17 protein-coding genes, 1 tRNA gene and 1 pseudogene are annotated in these 18378 nt (G+C 56.0%); 14 read left to right on the top strand and 5 right to left on the bottom strand.

Features of this window, described 5'->3' with window-relative positions; all coding sequences use genetic code 11:
• Positions 1-3 precede the first annotated feature (3 nt).
• A complete protein-coding gene (locus ACXADQ_RS12620) occupies positions 4-999 on the top strand; it encodes a branched-chain amino acid ABC transporter permease (RefSeq protein ID WP_475320821.1) in 996 nt (331 codons plus the stop codon).
• Positions 1000-1060: 61 nt separating this feature from the next.
• On the opposite strand, the gene ACXADQ_RS12615 is transcribed toward ACXADQ_RS12620, so the two are convergent.
• Entirely contained in the window at positions 1061-1975 is a 915-nt protein-coding gene (locus ACXADQ_RS12615; RefSeq protein WP_475320817.1) for a LysR family transcriptional regulator, read from the bottom strand.
• Positions 1963-2145 carry a hypothetical protein gene (locus tag ACXADQ_RS12610; protein WP_475320814.1) on the bottom strand — a complete coding sequence of 61 codons (183 nt, stop codon included), beginning with the start codon at positions 2143-2145 and terminating at the stop codon, positions 1963-1965. Before ACXADQ_RS12610 ends, ACXADQ_RS12615 begins: the two co-directional genes overlap by 13 nt.
• 104 nt (positions 2146-2249) lie before the next feature.
• Here ACXADQ_RS12610 and ACXADQ_RS12605 point away from each other — a divergent pair, with 104 nt between their 5' ends.
• The 6 genes and pseudogenes from ACXADQ_RS12605 to ACXADQ_RS12580 all read left to right on the top strand — a co-directional run bounded on the left by ACXADQ_RS12605 (position 2250) and on the right by ACXADQ_RS12580 (position 6737).
• Positions 2250-2612, top strand: coding sequence for a Dabb family protein (locus tag ACXADQ_RS12605; protein ID WP_475320810.1), 363 nt, complete (start codon positions 2250-2252; stop codon positions 2610-2612).
• On the top strand, positions 2609-3673 hold the full coding sequence (locus ACXADQ_RS12600) for a maleylacetate reductase (protein ID WP_475320806.1): 1065 nt from the start codon (positions 2609-2611) through the stop codon (positions 3671-3673). Before ACXADQ_RS12605 ends, ACXADQ_RS12600 begins: the two co-directional genes overlap by 4 nt.
• A 43-nt stretch (positions 3674-3716) precedes the next feature.
• Positions 3717-4559: an intradiol ring-cleavage dioxygenase gene (locus ACXADQ_RS12595; protein WP_475320801.1), complete on the top strand. Its 843-nt coding sequence runs from the start codon at positions 3717-3719 to the stop codon at positions 4557-4559.
• A 265-nt stretch (positions 4560-4824) separates the two neighbouring features.
• Positions 4825-4914 (top strand) — tRNA-Ser (locus ACXADQ_RS12590).
• Positions 4915-5009: 95 nt separating this feature from the next.
• Positions 5010-5192 (top strand): annotated as a pseudogene (locus tag ACXADQ_RS12585) (DUF6538 domain-containing protein); the annotation flags it as partial.
• A gap of 12 nt (positions 5193-5204) precedes the next feature.
• Positions 5205-6737 (top strand): site-specific integrase, encoded by a 1533-nt coding sequence (locus tag ACXADQ_RS12580; protein ID WP_475326076.1) that lies wholly within the window; start codon positions 5205-5207, stop codon positions 6735-6737.
• Between the two features lie 6 nt (positions 6738-6743).
• On the opposite strand, the gene ACXADQ_RS12575 is transcribed toward ACXADQ_RS12580, so the two are convergent.
• From ACXADQ_RS12575 to ACXADQ_RS12565, 3 genes are all read right to left on the bottom strand, one after another.
• Positions 6744-8051 (bottom strand): reverse transcriptase domain-containing protein, encoded by a 1308-nt coding sequence (locus ACXADQ_RS12575; RefSeq protein ID WP_475320796.1) that lies wholly within the window; start codon positions 8049-8051, stop codon positions 6744-6746.
• On the bottom strand, positions 8044-8274 hold the full coding sequence (locus ACXADQ_RS12570; protein WP_475320792.1) for a helix-turn-helix domain-containing protein: 231 nt from the start codon (positions 8272-8274) through the stop codon (positions 8044-8046). Before ACXADQ_RS12570 ends, ACXADQ_RS12575 begins: the two co-directional genes overlap by 8 nt.
• Before the next feature lie 279 nt (positions 8275-8553).
• Positions 8554-9735 (bottom strand): hypothetical protein, encoded by a 1182-nt coding sequence (locus tag ACXADQ_RS12565; protein WP_475320789.1) that lies wholly within the window; start codon positions 9733-9735, stop codon positions 8554-8556.
• 627 nt (positions 9736-10362) lie between these two features.
• On the opposite strand from ACXADQ_RS12565, the gene ACXADQ_RS12560 reads away from it, so the two are divergent.
• The 7 genes from ACXADQ_RS12560 to ACXADQ_RS12530 all read left to right on the top strand — a co-directional run bounded on the left by ACXADQ_RS12560 (position 10363) and on the right by ACXADQ_RS12530 (position 18377).
• On the top strand, positions 10363-11463 hold the full coding sequence (locus ACXADQ_RS12560; protein ID WP_475320785.1) for a hypothetical protein: 1101 nt from the start codon (positions 10363-10365) through the stop codon (positions 11461-11463).
• Positions 11460-12428 carry a site-specific integrase gene (locus ACXADQ_RS12555; protein WP_475320782.1) on the top strand — a complete coding sequence of 323 codons (969 nt, stop codon included), beginning with the start codon at positions 11460-11462 and terminating at the stop codon, positions 12426-12428. Before ACXADQ_RS12560 ends, ACXADQ_RS12555 begins: the two co-directional genes overlap by 4 nt.
• A 267-nt stretch (positions 12429-12695) precedes the next feature.
• A complete protein-coding gene (locus ACXADQ_RS12550; protein WP_475320780.1) occupies positions 12696-13679 on the top strand; it encodes a DNA-methyltransferase in 984 nt (327 codons plus the stop codon).
• A 16-nt stretch (positions 13680-13695) separates the two neighbouring features.
• Complete coding sequence (locus ACXADQ_RS12545) at positions 13696-15816, top strand: DEAD/DEAH box helicase family protein (protein WP_475320778.1); 2121 nt, start codon at positions 13696-13698, stop codon at positions 15814-15816.
• Positions 15803-16018, top strand: coding sequence for a hypothetical protein (locus ACXADQ_RS12540; protein WP_475320774.1), 216 nt, complete (start codon positions 15803-15805; stop codon positions 16016-16018). The genes ACXADQ_RS12545 and ACXADQ_RS12540 overlap by 14 nt, the downstream gene beginning before the upstream one ends.
• Entirely contained in the window at positions 16015-18000 is a 1986-nt protein-coding gene (locus ACXADQ_RS12535) for an AAA family ATPase (protein WP_475320770.1), read from the top strand. The genes ACXADQ_RS12540 and ACXADQ_RS12535 overlap by 4 nt, the downstream gene beginning before the upstream one ends.
• Positions 17997-18377, top strand: coding sequence for a hypothetical protein (locus ACXADQ_RS12530; RefSeq protein WP_475320767.1), 381 nt, complete (start codon positions 17997-17999; stop codon positions 18375-18377). The genes ACXADQ_RS12535 and ACXADQ_RS12530 overlap by 4 nt, the downstream gene beginning before the upstream one ends.
• The last annotated feature ends 1 nt before the right edge of the window (position 18378 follow it).

The following is an 18378-nucleotide window of genomic DNA, read 5'->3' as shown; positions in this document are numbered from 1 at the left end:
GCGATGCAGAGCTCTTACTTTCGTCTCTCGTTCCTGATCCTAAGCGCGGTACTGTTGGTGGCTCTGATCAGTCTGCCAGGCTGGGGCAGCCCGTTCCTGCAGCGCTCGGTTCTGGAGTTCATGTTCTTCCTGACCCTCGCTCAGGCCTGGAACCTTATGGCGGGCTATGCCGGGATGATTTCCATCGGGCAACAAGCCTTTGTGGGCATCGGAGCCTATGCGTTGGTGGTCTTTACCGAGGACATGGGCGTGAACCCTTTCATGACCGTGCCTTTGGCCGCCGTCATCGCCATGCTGTTCGCCTATCCGGCAAGCTGGCTGTTGTTCCGGCTCAAGGGCGCCTATTTCGCGGTGGCGACATGGGTGATCGCAGAAACCCTGCGCCTGTCGGCCAATGCCAGTATCGAGTGGCTGGGCGGTGGGCGCGGCCGCACCGTGCGCTCGTTGGGCGGGTTTGATCGCCATCTGCGCGAGGATCTAGGCTATTGGATCGGGTTGGCGTTGGTGATCGCAACACTGGTGGGGATGTATCTGTTGCTGCGATCCCGAATGGGCCTGGGGCTGATGGCAGTGCGTGACACCGAAAGCGGCGCGCGCAGCGTTGGTGTGGACGCCACCCGCGCCAAACGCCTGACATATCTGTTTGCTGCGGGTGTTGCCGGGGCGGCCGGGGCGTTGATCTATATTACGCAGATCAATGTGCGCCCGGACGCGGCCTTTTCCATCAACTGGGTGGCCTATGTGATCTTTATCGTGGTCATCGGCGGGATTGGCACGCTCGAAGGTCCGATCCTGGGCACGCTGATCTTTTTCGCCCTGCGCGAGGCCCTGTCCGGGTTCGAGGCCTGGTCGATGCTGATCTTTGGTCTGATCGCCATCCTGATGATGCTGTTCATGCCACGCGGCATCTGGGGGTTTGTGATCGATAAATGGGGTATTCGTTTGATGCCGCTGCAACGCAAAATGCCCGCGCGTTTGCAGCAAACCCCAGCCGAGTGATCCCGTCCGGTGGCGCGCTGATCCCGTGCGCCACCGGACCATTCCGGGCAGGTTTCTGCCCCTATTTTGTCCAACGCGTTTCGAAATCGTTGTCCTGAAAATAGCTGACCAGCTCGTTCACAAACAGGCGCGTGCGCACAGGAAGCAAGGTGCGCGTGGGAAAGGCCACATTCATCGTCAGGCGTGGCAAATCCCAGTCGTCCAGAACCCGAACCAGGCGCCCGGCTTTCAGGTCCTCCTCGATCACATAGACAGGTTGCGCTAGAATGCCGGCATGATCCAAGGCCGCAGACCGGATCAACTGACCGTCATTACAGGCAAAGACCGGGGTGACCGCGACATCCGCCTTCTCTTCGCCTTTGACGAAGTGAAAACGCTCCCAATCATCGGCAAGCGTATACAGCAACATGTCGTGGTTTTTCAGGTCGTCGGGGTGCTCTGGCGTGCCCTGTTTTGCCAGATAGTCCGGCGAGGCCGCCAGGACGCGGCGCGTTTCAGCAAGTCGCCGGATGGTGATCGAGCTGTCCTCTTCGACGCGCTTGGTGCGCACAGCCACGTCCAACCCATTTTCCACAAGATCATAGTAGCGATTGGACACTTTCAGATCGACCGCCACCAGAGGATAGCGCGCACGGTAGTTGCGGATGACATTCTTCAGATGCAAAAGCCCGAATGACAGCGTGGACCCAACGCGCAACAGCCCGCGGGGCTCGACCGCGTCGATGTTCACCGCCTCTTCTGCGTCTTTCAGACTGTCTAATATCTCGCGGGCGCTTTCCGCGAACCGCTGCCCTTCATGCGTCAGCGACAGTCGGCGCGTCGTCCGCTGCACCAGACGCACGCCCAAGCGGGTTTCAAGACTGGACAGATGGCGGCTGACTCCGGACACGGACATGCCTTGCAATTCGGCGGTGCGAGTCAGGCTTTGTTCTTCGGCGATCCGGGTGAAGACCTCCAATTCGGTCAAACGATCCATTCTTGCTCCTTTTGGAAATCTGGACCGCCCGGCCCGCCTAATTTACCGAAAAATGCCGCTTTCGCGAAGATTGCCGCAGGTATTTTTTCAGAATGTGAAAGGATGTTTTGTAGATTGCATGATTTATCCCGCAAATCAATGCTGTCAATCTCTGAGGCACCAATGATCATTTCAGGGCCTTGAACAGGCCGAAATCTCATTGAGTTGCGCGAACAAAATGTTGGCTGAGCGTCGCGACAATCGGATCAATAGCCAACCCAAAACGGAGTCGAACATGCCCGAGGACACCCTCAAACCTGTCCCGCAAAACGCGGTACGCCATATCGTCATGTGGGATGTCTCGGGGGACACACAGGCCGAAAAAATGGCCACGATCGAAGAGGTCAAACAGGCGTTCGAGTCCTTGCGCGGGCACATACCCGGCATGCTCCATCTGGAGGTTGGCATAGATGACAGCACCGTGGACTATGCCTGCGATATGGTGCTGTTCACCGAATTCGAAAGCCAAGCAGCGCTTGCGGCCTATGCGACGCATCCCAAACATCTGGCAGTCCGCGATGCTTTGATCGGCAAACGCATCGCCCGGCATCAGGTGGATTACGACATCACTTTGGACACAAAAGGGCCGACATCATGACCGTTCAGAGCTTCACATATACCGGCAACCCCGCCCGCGTGATCTTCGGCGCAGGCAGCCTGTCGCAATTGCCCGATGAAGTGTCCCGCCTGGGGGCATCGCGCGCGTTGATCCTTGCGACCCCCTTCCAAGAAGACACGGCACAGGGCCTGGCTGATCTGTTGGGGGAAACCGCAGCAGGTGTCTTTGCTGGCGCCGTGATGCACACTCCGGTGGACGTTTCTGAAAAGGCGACCGCAATCGCCCGGGATCTGAAGGCAGATGTGCTGGTTGCCATCGGTGGCGGCTCCACGACCGGGCTTGCCAAGGCGATTGCGCTGCGCACCGACCTGCCTCAGGTGATCATCCCGACCACCTATGCGGGCTCTGAAATGACGCCGATCCTTGGTGAAACCAAAGACGGCAAGAAGCAGACACAATCCACCCCCAAGGTTCTGCCCGAAGTGGTGATCTATGATGTCGAGCTGACCCTTGGCCTGCCCCCCGCCATGTCGGGCACCAGCGGCATCAACGCCATCGCCCACGCGGTCGAGGCCTTGTATGCCCGCGAGGGAAACCCGGTGATCGACCTTATGGCGCTAGAAGCCATCCGCGCCCTGAACGACGCATTGCCCAAGATCGCCAAAGACCCTGCGGACCTGGCAGCGCGCAGCGATGCGCTCTATGGCGCGTGGCTTTGCGGAACGTGCCTGGGCTCGGTCGGGATGTCGCTGCATCACAAGCTGTGCCACACCTTGGGCGGCAGCTTCGATCTGCCTCATGCTGAAACCCATACCGTGGTCCTGCCCCACGCGCTGGCCTACAACGCGCCCGCGATCCCCGAGGTGATGGACAAGCTGAGAACGGTCCTGGGGGATGACCCCGCCCAGGCATTGTTTGATCTGGGCCGTAACGTTGGCGCGCCTGCCGCGCTGGCTCAGCTGGGCATGCCCGAAGACGGGATCGAAAAAGCCGCCGAAATCGCCTTGTCGAACCCTTATTGGAACCCTCGCCCACTGGACCCACAGGGAATTTTGTCCCTGATACAACGGGCCCATCGCGGCGAGGCACCAGCCACTTAATCTGCGCGCGATCTCATTTGACATGACCCACGGAGAGGACTGAATGAGTACATATCTGACCGAGGAAAACTCTGTCGACACGGTGAATGCCCGTATGACAGGCGACGTAGATCCACGTCTGAAACAGATCATGGAGGCCGTGGTCAAACACCTGCATGCCTTTGTAAAAGATGTAGAGCTAAGCGAGGCAGAATGGTCAGTCGCCATCGATTTCCTGACCCGGGCCGGGCAGATGTGCTCGGACGAGCGGCAGGAATTCATCCTTGCCTCGGATGCATTGGGAATCTCGATGCTGGTCGATGCGATCAACAATCGCCGCCCCGCCGCCGCGACTGAAACCACGGTCTTTGGCCCCTTCCACGTGGCCGGCGCCCCCGAGCGCGCCATGGGCAATTCAATCTGCCTGGATGGCAAGGGCGAAACCTGTCTGTTCCAGGGCCGGATCCTGTCGCTGGAGGGCGCACCCATCGAGGGCGCAACCATCGATGTCTGGTCTGACAATCAGGACGGGTTCTATGATGTTCAACAGCCCGACATTCAGCCCAAATGGAACAATCGCGGTATCTTCCGCACGGGCGCCGATGGAAACTATGCGTTTCGCGGCATCAAACCCGTGGCCTATCCAATCCCTGATGACGGCCCCGTCGGTCAGATGCTGCGCGCCGTCGGTCGACACCCCTGGCGCCCCGCCCATACCCATTTCATGATCAAGGCCCCGGGCTATAAGGACCTGATCACCCACACCTTTGTTGCTGGGGATGACTACCTTGTCTCGGATGCTGTGTTTGGCGTGAAATCATCCCTTATCGTGGAATATGAGAAGGTTGATACCGACCAGGAAACCTGGCGCGCCTCTCATGATTTCATTTTGGCGCCAATGGACTAGGCGCTCGTCGCATTCCGAGACAGAGCGGCGACAGCTGGAAACATCGAACGCGCACGTGCCTCGGGCTCGCGCGCATCATTTCCAAAAAATGGATTCAGAATCGCGCAGCCCCTGCTGCGATTGCAAGACGGTTGCGGCTTTTCCATTGTTCCGAAAACCTCCGAAATCCGCAGAAAATCTCTGAAAACAAGTTGTTTTGCTGGCCCTGCCGAAACTTGGAAAAACCATCTTGTCTCTTTGGACGTGCTTGCATATACGGGTCAGCGGAGACGTGGCCGAGTGGTCGAAGGCGCTCCCCTGCTAAGGGAGTATACGGGAAACCGTATCGAGGGTTCGAATCCCTTCGTCTCCGCCATTTCACGGCTAACCTGCTGATATAAAACGATACTGGTTTTCGGGAAGGCCGAAATCCATGCCCTGGTACAGTCAACTGGTACAGTGAGGGCAAGGATGGCCACGATACCAAGACTGGTTACACGCGGGCGAACCTTCTATTTTCGCGCCTCAGTTCCGCAGGATTTGTGGGATGTGGCGGGCCGAAAAGAGGTTAAGATTTCGTTAAGGACTGCTGAGCGATCATTGGCTCTCATGCGATGCCGCGCGATCAGCAATCATGTTGATCTCGTGGTGACGGAGGCGCGGAGGATGGCTCAGGGTCAGGACATAGCGATAGATCAGGCGATCCGCGACTATTTCCGCGAGGCGCTGGACTGGGGGCAGGAGTTTGCCGACATTTTCGCGCCCGAGGCTGAGGTGGATGTCGAGGACTGCATCGCTACCCTTGAGACACGGCTCGCTCTCCTTCGTCGGCGTCTCGCGGTCAGGGACTTCCCCAGCGACGTGCAGAGCGACGCAACCACTCTTGTGGGGGCAATCCCCCCGGACACCCTAACAAGCCGCTTTCAGGCGCTCCAGCGCGCCCAGACGGGCCTGCTCAGAGCCAAGATCGAGGCGGACCGCCTGCTGTTGGCGAAGCTACACGGTGATTACGCTCAGACGCAGATTGCTGATCCGTTGTTTGAAGGTGTTGAGCCATCGCCAGATGGCACAGTCCCGGCGGCGGTGCAGGTTATTCCGACAGTCCAAGCCCCTTCAATTCCTGTCGCCCCGCCATTGCGCGAGCTGGCCAAGAAATACGAAGAGGTGCTTGCCACGCAAAACATCAAGGAAAAGACGCTGGGCGATCTGCGCCTGTCCTTCGATCTGGCCCGTGCTGTGATCGACTTCGACAAGCCCGCGTCCCTGCTCGACACGAACGACATGAAGTCTTTGCGCGATCTGATCGGCCAGATACCTGCCCACTATCAGAAGAAGCCCGAAACCCGCGATCTGGACCCGGTTGCGGCGGTGGAAGCAGGCAAGCTGCTGCCCAAGATGGGTTATGAGACCCAGAAGAAGCGGTTCGATTTTTTCAAGCGGTTTGTCGCATGGATGGTGGCCGAAGAATATCTGCCGAAGGTACCGGGCGCTGACATCAAGCTGCTGGTCAAGAAGCCGCCCAAGGGCAAGCCCAAGCGGCTTCCCTACAGCGCCGAGCAGCTGCATCAGATATTCCAGACGCCGATCTACACCGGGCGGAGCAGTATTGCCCGATCCGGCGTGAAGGGTGATTTGCTGATGAAAGATGGGCGGTATTGGGTGCCTGTGATCGCGCTTTTTGCGGGGATGCGGTCGGGGGAGATTATCCAGCTGCTGAAAGCCGACATCAGATCAGAGGAGGGGATCGCCTATTTCGATATTTCGAAATGGGAAGACGAGCCAGAGGAGGAGATCAAGAACCTCAAGACGGGTTCCAGCTATCGCCGCGTGCCGATCCACTCGGCCATCTTAAACCTTGGGTTCCTCGATTATGTAGCAGATCGACCTCACGGTCGCCTGTTCCCAGATTTGAAACTCGGCAGCGATGGAACATACAGCCAGCCGTGGTCCAAGTTCTGGAGTAACTACGGCAAAACATGGAAATTCCGAACCCCGCTGCATGTTTTTCACAGCTTCCGGCACAATTTTGTGGATGCCCTTCATGATGCCAACGTCACCGACGCCATCGCTATGCAGCTCTGTGGTCATTCCGATGATGCCGCCCACTGGGGCTATGGCAAAGGCGCATCCATAGCGCGGTTGAAAGAGGAGATCGAGAAAGTTGGATATCCCATGTCAATTCCGGGCGCGGACTGGTGACCGCCGTTAGGCGAACCACTTGTAGTAGTAGAATTTTCGGTTCTGTTGTTTCAGTGGTTCTGCCGCCGCAGGGAGGTCAGAGGTGCACAGCCCGTGCGCCTCCAAGTCCGCATGGACGCCTTCTTCGATCGCCAATAGCTGTTGCCAGCCTTCGGTTTCAGGGTGACATGACGCGAACGCTGCCTTCCACCCTGAAATAACCGCGAATTTGTCTGCACAACTGTGCAAGAGCGCTGATTTGTCGATCTGTCCTGACAAATTCGAAAACACCGCATGTTTCTCGTCGATCTCATGCAGCCGCTTGGCGAGCCGCATCGTGTTGCCCACACTTGGCTCGGCCCGCGCTTGTCCATTACGGCTGAAAAGCCGGTGTCCCAGAAAGTCCAGCCCCTCTGAGGCATGTGCGACAGTTTTGACCGATAGTTCGAATTGCCCGCCGGGGAGATTGCCAACCGCATCCGTCAAAACCCCGATCCGACTCCCTAATTCGACCTTGGACTTAGCCAGGATAAGAAAGTCGTCTTCGTAGTTGAATAGATGCTCAAGGATCGCGACATCCAGCGCCAACTGTGATACGCACAGATGAGAGATGGCAGGCGATGATGCCGCTCCTTGTGGCAAGCCCCGGCGGGCTTCCTCGATGAAGTGTTGAGGGGATAGCCCCTGTGGTGATGATGCACACTCCAGCATCATGTTCCGCCCGGTCAGGGCGGCTTCTACCACTGTCTGCGGCAGCGGTAAGAAGTCAGTGAGCCCCTCTATTGTGAATGAGGGGAAAAAGTCTTTGATATCTAGATGAGCGAGCCAGACTTGGCCCGCATCTATCTGGGCCAGAACCCGCCTGATCGCTTTTGGAACACCGTCATCAAAGTGCTGGTAGCTGCGCTTGAAGGTGTGGGATTCGATCAAGTTGGCCAATATGCGCTGTCCAACACGAAGTCGGTCCCCGAAAGAGAAGATCGCTCGAAACCCACGTTTTGACGTCTTTTCTTTCGCGAAGACTGTAACTGGCTCGGCCATTGGCTCGAAAAGCGTCACGGTGCCAGCCAGAGCTTTCACGTCCTGATAGGTCCAAACGTCGATGTCTTTTCCTGCAGTCAGGAGTTGGGCAATGGCTGTTCGTTTGGAGCTGGGTGATGTCAGAAGCCAGTCCTGCGCCAAGGCGACAGCTTTCGCATCCCCCGCGACTATCAATTCCCTCAGCGTCACCATGTGCTGGTTGTAGCGGACGCGATCCCGATGAATGGCGCGTCTGTATGCTTTTTCGGTGTGAAGTGTTTCGAGCTGATCGGGCGATTGATTGATGTCAAGCATCTTGACCCCCCAGTAGCTGCGCGAGTTCTTCCACGTCCTGTCGCCGGTACATCAGCTTCTTGCCGAACCGCTTGCGCGGGGGCATGTGGCCGTCCTTCTCCCAATATCGGATGGTCCGCAGCGACCTGTTCAGGATATTGGCCGCCTCCGCCACCGAGATAAACTCGGCGCGGTTCAGTGGCGAATGCGAAAGTTGGGCGAGTGCGCGATCAACGGCTGTCATGTCGATATCTCCAGATTGTCACCGAAGATGTGGCAGTCCGGTGTGTCGAGCAATCCTTTGCACAGTTGGGTGGTGTAGGATCTGCACCGGCCCTTCCCTCAGGAAACATGCGTATGCTCAGAAAAAATGTTTTAGCGCAGAGGCTTGACAGAAAAACCTTCAAATCACCCAATTGCATTCTTACGGCAAATTGGGTTGCACTGCCCCGAAGCACAGCCGTTGCACAGTTATGCAGTCATTGTCAGCAGCGGCATGAGCAGTTGCCGCCAAGTAGTTGTCTTAATCTGTGCGAACGTGGTCGGCGAGACTTTTTACAGCAGAAACGAAACCGGCCGATCCTTGAACCAACTCCGCCACCTTTGGGCGTTTGCCTTTTGAGGTAAGCTTTTCTTTGCCGAGGATGCCCTCCCGCGCCCAGCCATATCGTGCTGAAAGCTCGGCAAAGAAAATGTTCTCTGCGTCATGGTTCGGCAGCTTGGTTTCACTAGGCGTACTAAACCAGACGTTGCCGTTGCGCTCAACGAAGCCGAGATGGGCGACATCTCCATTTGGCAGCGCCATCCTGATGAGCAGGGATTTCGAGAACTCAGGATATACGCCGTAGGTCTCGACCTTGCTCAGCATTTCGTTGATCTGCCGTGGCAGGTCCGCATCAATGTCGCGCATGGCGTCATAGAAGATGTCAGATGAGATGGTTTTTGCTGCTGGCGATACCGTGCGCGCTGACGATGAAATGCGGGGCGCTGGAGCCGGTTCGAACGAGGCCGAAACGCTGTCGCCCTCCAGCCTGATCACGCCGCGCTCTATCCGATAGGTCTTGGCCAGTGTGCGGGGCACGACAAGCCAGCGGTCATCGTCGGCGTGGAACAGGGCCAGCTCGACCAGCGCGAAGGTAAATCGGAAGCCCGCATGGGTCTGCAACTGCTCGACCAACTTCTCCAGTTCGCCACGAATGCCATCCCCGGCCACGATGACCACGATCCGGCCAGTTTTCAGTCGGTTGATCAGCGCGTCGATGAATTCCGGTTCTTCCAGCGTTTCCGGGCCATCGGCGATCTCGAACATCGTGCGGCCATTCGCGCCATCGGCCTTCCTGACCGCAGCATCCAGTTCCTCATAACTCATAGAGAACAGGGCTGACGCATAGTCCAATGCCTGGGCCAGAACCGCCCGCCGCATTTCCGGGTTCCGCCAGAGCTTGACCTCGACGATGACGACATCGCCATCAGGCGTGAGGAACAGGTTGTCGAGATACCCACAGCGCAGCGGCAGTTCCATACAGATCGGGATCAACTCGCCCAGTCCCGGCTCGACCTGATCCATCGGCAGCAGCGAAGGGTTCTTGAAAATCAGTTCTTGCAGCCAGCGCTCATCATAAAGTTCGTTCTGCGTCAGCGAAATCTGCTCAATGTGGCTTGCGCCATCCGCACTCACTATGACGGGTGTTCCAATGGCTTTCATTCCAACTCCGGGCAACGGCTGCGGTACGTCCCCGCAGGGTTGCTGACACTCTGAAATTCCCTGATCCGGGAGTTAGAACAACCGAAGCAAGCCCGGTCCCCATGGCCTTTAGGCGGGAGCCCTGGACATACGCCACAGGCTCCCGGACCTAAGAAGTCAGGGTCGTCGGCACAGTTCAGGTCTGCACCAACCTCTTGCTTCGGGGTGTTCTACGCCCCAAGCGGCACGTACCGCTCGTCTGAGCTTTTAGCGGATGGCTGGTATTCGGTCGAGTTGAAAGGATGGCGGGTCGCGCTCGACGGACCGAAAAATGTCCCAGCGACAGTTTTGGCGACATTTCGATATTCCGGGTTTAGCCAATGCAGGTTGGCCGGATGCGGGGCAGGCAAAGTGGAAATCCAGCGTGGTTTTTCGGGGGGACAAAACCGGCCAATCCGCAAATCCAGATGTTGAGCCAATGTGGATACTTAGCGAAATTGCAATCAACTGCACGCAAAATAGGGTGGTGTTTTCTGGGGGGAACCCGACCTGTCACCCCGATTTCCCTTTCCCTGACGGTGTCACAGGATACGCTTAACGTGGGTGAGACGATCTCGCCCCCCTCCAAGATGCCAAGGAGGGCAAGTCGTGATAGACACATCCAAACTCACCAAATTTCAGACCATCGCCGCGCAGGAGATTGCCGCGCTCGATCCGGGGCCAAGGATCGCCCCGTTCACCAGCACCCAGTGGGTCGCCAGCTCCCTCTTGCAGAAGGCCATTCGCCGAGGCGACCTGTATGCGGCGCGACAAGCCGGACGGTTTTTGCTGGAGGTGAAAAGGGAACATCTGCTGCGCCGCCTCAATATAATCGCCGCCGAAGATATCGGGATGGCGGATATCGAAACCGTGGCGATCACCGCCGCCTGTCTGACCAGCGCGAAGGTGCGGCGCGATTTGGGTGGGGATGCGGTCGTCACCGACTACCTGATCCGCCGCATGGTGGACGCCCGCAAATCACGCGCTGCCGATGATCTGCTTATGAGCCTCGAACGGCTGCCCGATTTGGCCGAGGACCGCACCCGCTTCGCCGCTATGTCAAATGACCGCCTGCGCCAGATTGTTTTGGGGTGCCCGTCGCTCGACCGCAAGGCCCTCGCGCTCTGGTATCTGGTCGGCACCACCCGTTGCCAGAGCGATCACCTGCCGACCCGTAAAGGCAATCCGAACTTGGCCTTCGATACCTTGGCTGAATTGGGCGTCGCGCCCACGATGGTGCAGATCGCGCGGGCCAACTTCACCAAGACCTCCGCCATGCTGCCGCCGTTTGTCGCTCTGCTGTCCCTCGAAAACGGGGTGGTCGCAACCGGGGTTCAAGATGATCCAACCCCGGTTGAAACGCGGATCAATGGGGTGCCGTCCTATGCTTTCGACATGTACACGCGCCCCGGTCGGGCGGCCCTCGGTCGGCTGCTCTTGCGAAATGCAGGCATGGCGTCATGGGCCGGGGCGTTCCTGCCGCGAACAAACCGGGTGCAGGTTGCCGGGGAGTTGCTTTTTCGGGTCGAAGGTCAGTGCCTGCGCCGCCACGCGGTCGGATCGCTGAGCGCCAGCCTGCGGGACAGGTGGCATTGGGACTGCTCAGGCCTGCCACGTGACGCGCTCGAATTCGGGCTGGCCGCCCTCAAGGATGCGATGCCCGAGCTGAACGCGATCCGGGCCGAGGTTGTGCGGGAGGGCGTGGCATGAGCGATATCGTTCTAAACCGGCATAATCCTTTCTTATCCCGGCCCACGAAGGGCGCGGGATGCCCCGATTTAACGGCTGACGAAGCCGTCGAGCATTTCATCCGTGAAAGCTTGTCTGCAAACACGCGAAAAGCGTACCGCGCCGATCTGGCGCATTTCACGGATTGGGGCGGCTCGCTCCCGGCCACCGCTGATTTGGTCGCCCGCTATCTGGCCGATCAAGCCGATACGCTGGCCCCGTCCAGCCTCGCACGGCGAGTGGCGACCCTGAGCAAGGTCCATCAGGCGAACGCCTGGCCTAACCCTTGCCGCAGCGAAATCGTGCGAGCCACGATGCGGGGGATCAAACGAGTGAAGGGCACAGCACAGGATCAGGCCCGCCCCTTGCTGCGCGAAGACCTGTTCATCCTGCTGGATGCGCTTGGGGATGATGCACGCGGAAAACGTGACCGGGCGTTGTTGCTGATAGGCTGGGCGGGCGGTTTCCGGTCGTCAGAACTGGTCGGCCTTGATCGGACCGACATCGAAGAGGTCCGCGAAGGTCTGGTCCTGCACCTGCGCCGCTCGAAGACCGACCAAACAGGCCAAGGACGCAAGATCGGCATCCCCCTTGGCCGCACCCGCCATTGCCCAGTCAGTGCATTGTCGGCGTGGCTGGGTGTCCTGAACAAGGGCGAAGGCCCAATCTTCCGTCCCGTTGACCGCCACGGGAACGTGCAACCCGACCGCCTGCGCTCCGACGCCGTGTCTACCATCCTGCGCAACCGCCTCGCCATTGCCGGGATCGACCCCGAAGGCTACAGCGGCCACAGCCTCCGCGCTGGCCTCGCCACCAGTGCCATTAAGGCCGGGGTGCCGACCTACAAGGTGCGAGCACAAACCGGCCATGCCTCGGACCTGATGCTGTCACGCTACGTGCGTGATGCGGGGCTGTTCGACGGGAACGCGGCGGGCGCGCTGTTGTGAGTTCCTTTCTGACAGATCGCTGCTTGTCGGTATGAATCCTGGGACCGGTGTGGAAACGCCAGAGAACCACGCCCGCTACACGCACGAAATTGACGGAAATCTCTTGTCGGACACGACGATGCCTGATGGCTTGCATCAAGTATCGGCTTGGAAAATCGCTCGTTCTTTGGGTAGAGTGCGCGAGCGCAGATCAGCTTTCAACTTGCGGATGATTCTGCCTTTTCCTCGGGCGAGGAGACAAGATAAAGGAAAAGGCAAATTGCACCAATGAAAGACACTGATAGTAAAACGGATACCTCTCAAGATTTTGGAATGGTCCACAAGGCTTACGAAACTCCATTCGGCTGTGCCCTGGAAGGGAAAATCGAGGACGCATTAGCCAGCGAACACCTTGAGAGGTACAAGGGTAAAGTAAACCTAATTTTGACCTCGCCCCCTTATCCGTTGGTTAGGAAAAAGCAATATGGCAACTCCAATGGGCAAGAGTACCTAGACTGGTTGTCATCTCTGGCCGTTGGCCTTACCGAACTTCTCGCAGACGATGGTTCGATCGTTGTTGAAATTGGCAATGCCTGGGAGCCTGGTTCTCCAACAATGTCCACTTTGCCGTTAGAGGCGTTGATGGCCTTCAAACGTGAAGCCAACCTTAATCTGTGCCAGCACGTCATCTGTCACAACCCAGCAAGATTGCCGAGCCCCGCAGCATGGGTGAATGTCAAACGTATACGGTTAAAGGACTCCTTCACACACGTTTGGTGGATGTCGAAGAGCGAATACCCGAAGGCTGATAACCGCAAAGTTCTCAATCCCTACAGCAAGGACATGAAACGCTTGCTCAAGAGAAAGAGCTACAATGCTGGTGCACGCCCCTCTGGACACGTTATTTCTGAAACTGGTTTCTTAAATGACCACGGTGGAGCCATCGGACCAAATGTCCTTGACTTAGAAGGGAATGCCTTTCCCGAAGCGCTGTTGAAGTACTCTGGAACCCAGTGGGACTCGAAGTACAGAGCGTTCTGTAAAGAGAATGACCTACCGGCACATCCCGCGAGAATGCAATCGGCTCTCTCAGCCTTCTTCATTCAGTTCCTCACTGATGAAACTGACCTTGTTTTTGACCCATTCATGGGATCGAACACCACTGGTGCTGTTGCTCAAGAGCTTGGGCGTCGCTGGTTGGGGGTTGAGGCCAGCGGAGAATACATAGAGGGCTCGAAAGGCCGTTTTGAAGAGTTTATTAAGAGCGCCTAGTTCATGGGAAACCCATTTGTCGGTAAATGAAAGAAACAGCGCCAGCGAGAAGAAGGCATACTCTGGCAACCTTTCCTTGTTGCCGTTGGAAACGGAGTATCGTTCTTCCAAGGATGACCCTGTCGGCCTGTTCTATGCGAGATGCCTTAGAAACTCGGGGCTATATGAAAGGGCCGTAGGTTACTTCAGCTCGTCAGTTTTTCATGTTGTTGGCGCTCCAATTCACGAGTTTGCCTTGAAGGGCGGGAAAATTCGCTTGATTTGTTCTCCCTCACTTAGCCCCGAGGATGTCGAGGCTATCGCAGGGGGGTATGCTGAACGTGACAAAGTGATAGCCAATTCCCTAAGGAGGGATGTTGATCGACTGATCTCTGACGAAACCACCAATCCAAACACTCGAATTCTATCGACTTTGATTTCCTGCGGTGCGCTCGACATTAAACTGGCCACACCAAAAGTAGGCCGAGGAATTTACCACGAAAAACTTGGTGTATTTTCGGACACACTTGGTCACAGTGTTTCATTCCGTGGATCGACAAACGAGACGTGGAGTGGATGGCACGATGACGGTAATTTTGAGACTATAGAAGTCTTTTGCAGCTGGAGGGGTGGCCTTGAAGGGGAACGGGTCAACAAACACCTGAACCACTTCCGCCGCATGTGGGGCGGTACGGATAATGACCTTGATGTCACTACTTTCCCGTCCTCGGTCCGAGAATACCTAGAGAAGTTTTCACTTGGTAGCTTGCAAGACCTCAGATCTGTTGAAGCGAATGTGCCTTCACGAAAGGGAGAACGGGACCCGTTAGAGCACCAGAAGCTAGCCATTCTTCGATGGAAGCAACAAGGCTGTCGGGGAATATTTGAACACGCGACAGGAACCGGGAAGACGTTCACAGCCATATTGGCCATCAAAGAGCATGTTCTTGCTGGTAAACCAGCGTTGATTTTGGTGCCCAGCAAATTGTTACATGGGCAATGGCATGAGGAAATTGCATCCGAAATTCCAGACGCGACACTTCTGTTGGCTGGATCTGGAAACACCAAATGGAAGCAGGCCGGACGGCTCTCTGCAATGTGCGACCCAGATACCGGATTGGGACCTCGTGCTGTTATCGCAACAATGAAGACCGCAAGCTCGGAACAATTTCGCGCCCTTGTTGGTAGCGGAAGCGATTTGTTGCTCGTGGCCGACGAAGTGCATCAAATCGGTAGCCCACAGAACTCAAAATGCCTTCTGATTAACGCCGAGCATCGACTTGGATTGAGTGCTACCCCCAAGCGGTTTGGCGACCCAGAGGGAACAGCCAGAATTTTCGCCTTCTTCGGTCCAGTTGTTCCACCAGCAATATCGCTAACAGATGCGATTAAGATGGATCGTCTGGTTCCATATGAGTACTTCCCGCATCCGATAAACCTAAACGCAACCGAAGCAGATGAGTGGCGGGACTATACAAAGCGCATTCGAAATGAGATGGCGCGGCTCAAAGAAGATGAATCCGGTTACAAAGTGCTCACAGAGCGCGTAAAAATGCTTTTGATCCAACGCTCACGGATCGCAAAAAAGGCCACTGCAAAGATCGACTTGGCCAAACAGGTCGTACTATCTGAGTATGAAGAAGGGCAAAGCTGGCTGGTCTATTGTGAAGACGGTGAACAGCTCTCGGAGGTAATCGACGCGTTTCGGAGCAACGGCTTGAATCCGATAGAGTACCACTCAAACATGAGCGGTGACGGCAAGGCCACTCTTGAATGGTTCAGGAAATACGGTGGGGTCCTTGTGTCCATCAAGTGCCTGGATGAAGGGGTGGATATTCCCGCAGTGTCCCACGCGTTGATCCTTGCCTCGTCCCAAAACCCAAGGCAGTTTATTCAACGTCGCGGTCGGGTTCTGCGGAAATCGGATCACAAGTACATGGCAGTTGTCCACGATGCCATCGTCGTGCCTGTCGATCCAGAATCTGAGCCAGATCAGCTTAGTCTTCTAAGCTCTGAACTGGTCCGGTCTGTTGAATTTGCATCTAACTCCATCAACCGGTCGGCGAGTGCGGAGTTGAGAGAAATAGCAATCAGAATGCAAATCGAGGTCGACGGTTTGCTCTCTCTAGAAGGTATTGAAGAAGATGACGACTCCTGAAAATGACATTGCGCTATCCACGCTGATTTCTGCCGGAGAGAGCATTGCGCCGGAACTGGACCGGGACATCGTGCGAAAATGCTACCTGATTCAAAAGAAGTATCAATTCAGCGAGGATAGAAGCCTTTCTATGGCAGCGATGGAACGGCTGGTCGAGGATGCCCTGGAACGCAAAGGCTCTGCCATGGAGGGGTCGGAATGAAACTGATCCAGCTTAGAGCCAAGAATTTCATGCCCTTCAAGGAGCAGGTGTCTATTGATTTTCCAACTGATGAATCCCGCAACATTATGTTGGTTTTGGGAGACAATATGCGGGGGAAGACTTCACTTTTGAATGCAATTCGGTGGGGCCTTTATGGAAAGGCGATTGGCAGGCACTCTCGACAAATCCCGCTTCACCTGATCGCAAATAAGGATGCAACTCTGGAAGACGATTGGAGTATCGAGGTCTTCCTAAAGTTCCAAGAGGGTGAGAACCTCTACGAAGTGAGGCGGACAGCCGACAGGCGTTCTCATGTTGCCACTCCCTCTAGGAATGCTGACTTTCAAACAAGTGTTCATTTGAGCAAGAATGGGGATTTGGTTAGTGGCGCTGATGTTGAATCTGAGATCAATCAGGCAGCGCCTGAGCAGATTTCGCGCTTCTTCCTTTTCGACGGTGAACTCTTGCAAGAGTACGAGGAGTTGTTGGTAGAAGGCAGCGATCAAGGTAGGCGGATAAAGGACACGATTGAGCAAGTCCTTGGTGTGCCTTCGTTAACCATGGGACGCGACGAGCTAAAGGCAATGCTCAGAGATGCTCAGAAAAAGCAGGCTCAGGCAATGGCCCAGATAAACAGCCTAAAGGGGGCGGCCAAAAACTCGGAACGATTGACCGCAGAGTTGGAGGCAAGAGAAGATGATCTCAAACAACTCTCCGACAAGCTGGGAGACACACGGGATCGTCGAGAAACGTTGGACGAAGAGCTTGAGGCCGCGGCATCTTTGATTGCCCTTGATGAGCGATTGAAGGCGGCCAAAAATAAGGTTGGCGAGCTAAAGTCTGTGATAGATGAAAAGTCCGACGAACGCCGCAAGGTGGTTTCAATGGCATGGCGCGATATGCTGAGCGCAAAAGTTGCCGCCAAGAAAGCATCTTTGCTTAAGCAGCAAGAATTGCTGCAGGAAAGCAGCAACGAGGATGCAATCCTCAATAATAGGCTCGCTGAGACGCAGAGGTTGTTGGCGACAGCCACTTGCCCAACTTGTCAGCAACAGATTTCTGATGAACGAAGAGACTACTTCGCTCGGATAGTTGCGGAACTCGAAGAGAAAGTCACCCGTCAGATTGATGCGTCCTCTGATCTTCGGTCGGTTATGACCAAGCTTTCAAAACTGGACCGCGTTGGCCGTGTGGAAGCGAAAGATCGACTTCAAACACTCGAAAAAGAACTTCGGACTGCAAACGTAAACCTGCAAAAGACAGAAAACGCTATTGTTGACCTTGAAGACAAAATCGAGGGTAGCGACCCGGCTGCACTGACCAGAAAACGACTTGAGCGAGACGAAAAGCTGCGAGAGGAGGGACGGCTAACGGAAGACATCAAACAGGTCAAATCGGACATCCAGAAAACGAACGAGAAGCTCACAGTCCTTCAATCGCGCATTCGCGGAATGTCTGGCGGGAGATCAGAGCGTGCTACAGCCAAGGTGACGTTGGTTAGTGAGCTTCACGATGTCTTCGATGCCAGTATTGAGCACTTGAGGGATCAGCTGAGATCAACGGTGGAAGAGAAATCCAGTGCGGCATTCAGGGCCATGACTACTCAGTCGGCCTATCAGGGCCTAAAAATAAATGAAAACTATGGCTTAAGCATTCTCGACAGTGCTGGGCGCGAAGTTTCTCTACGTAGTGCAGGCGCGGAGCAGGTGGTTGCGTTGTCGCTAATTGACGGCCTCAACCGGACTGGCAGATCGACCGGACCTGTGATCATGGACACTCCTTTCGGTCGATTGGACATGCAGCACCGTGACAATATCCTCAATTACCTACCCAGTGTGACGAGCCAATTTGTTCTTCTAGTTCACAGTGGGGAAATCAGGCCCGAGACTGACCTGGCTACCGTCAAAGACAAAATTGGGGCGGTGTATCAGATCTCAGAGGTATCTGAAACGCAGTCAAAGATAGAAAGGGCTTCGATTTGATTGAACAAGAAGTTGTCACAATCGGCCTTACACAGGAAGCCGATGATATGCTGGAAACGATGGTCGAAGATGGCACTTTCGCTCAAAAGGTTGACGGCTACCGATTTGCCTTCTCTTTGGCCCTTGCTCAAGGCGCACAACCCGGCGAGCTGTCCAAGAGAAAGACCATTTTCAATGTCGGGTCAGTCGATCCAGACAACACCCTTCAAGACATTGTTGAAGAACTCGCGCCAGACTTGCTCGCGGGATCGAGCCACTACCGAGTGGTGGAACGACTTGCGGAATGGGGGGTGCGTGAACTGTATCAACAAGCGATTGGGCCAGGAATAGACTTCGTCGGGCTTCTTGCGGAGGTGGAGAAAGTGAACTTGGAGTAAG

It is taken from the genome of Thalassovita sp. ABM4_323, from assembly GCF_056158665.1.
Note: the sequence above shows the minus strand (reverse complement) of the source record. Positions and strands in the feature narration are given on the sequence as shown.

What these genes read in the sequence shown, in the direction of transcription:
- ACXADQ_RS12620 (WP_475320821.1), top strand. Translation starts at nt 4, where the DNA reads ATGCAGAGCTCTTACTTTCGTCTCTCGTTCCTGATCCTAAGCGCGGTA.
- ACXADQ_RS12615 (WP_475320817.1), bottom strand. Translation starts at nt 1,975, where the DNA reads ATGGATCGTTTGACCGAATTGGAGGTCTTCACCCGGATCGCCGAAGAA.
- ACXADQ_RS12610 (WP_475320814.1), bottom strand. Translation starts at nt 2,145, where the DNA reads ATGATCATTGGTGCCTCAGAGATTGACAGCATTGATTTGCGGGATAAA.
- ACXADQ_RS12605 (WP_475320810.1), top strand. Translation starts at nt 2,250, where the DNA reads ATGCCCGAGGACACCCTCAAACCTGTCCCGCAAAACGCGGTACGCCAT.
- ACXADQ_RS12600 (WP_475320806.1), top strand. Translation starts at nt 2,609, where the DNA reads ATGACCGTTCAGAGCTTCACATATACCGGCAACCCCGCCCGCGTGATC.
- ACXADQ_RS12595 (WP_475320801.1), top strand. Translation starts at nt 3,717, where the DNA reads ATGAGTACATATCTGACCGAGGAAAACTCTGTCGACACGGTGAATGCC.
- ACXADQ_RS12580 (WP_475326076.1), top strand. Translation starts at nt 5,205, where the DNA reads ATGGCTCAGGGTCAGGACATAGCGATAGATCAGGCGATCCGCGACTAT.
- ACXADQ_RS12575 (WP_475320796.1), bottom strand. Translation starts at nt 8,051, where the DNA reads ATGCTTGACATCAATCAATCGCCCGATCAGCTCGAAACACTTCACACC.
- ACXADQ_RS12570 (WP_475320792.1), bottom strand. Translation starts at nt 8,274, where the DNA reads ATGACAGCCGTTGATCGCGCACTCGCCCAACTTTCGCATTCGCCACTG.
- ACXADQ_RS12565 (WP_475320789.1), bottom strand. Translation starts at nt 9,735, where the DNA reads ATGAAAGCCATTGGAACACCCGTCATAGTGAGTGCGGATGGCGCAAGC.
- ACXADQ_RS12555 (WP_475320782.1), top strand. Translation starts at nt 11,460, where the DNA reads ATGAGCGATATCGTTCTAAACCGGCATAATCCTTTCTTATCCCGGCCC.
- ACXADQ_RS12550 (WP_475320780.1), top strand. Translation starts at nt 12,696, where the DNA reads ATGAAAGACACTGATAGTAAAACGGATACCTCTCAAGATTTTGGAATG.
- ACXADQ_RS12540 (WP_475320774.1), top strand. Translation starts at nt 15,803, where the DNA reads ATGACGACTCCTGAAAATGACATTGCGCTATCCACGCTGATTTCTGCC.
- ACXADQ_RS12535 (WP_475320770.1), top strand. Translation starts at nt 16,015, where the DNA reads ATGAAACTGATCCAGCTTAGAGCCAAGAATTTCATGCCCTTCAAGGAG.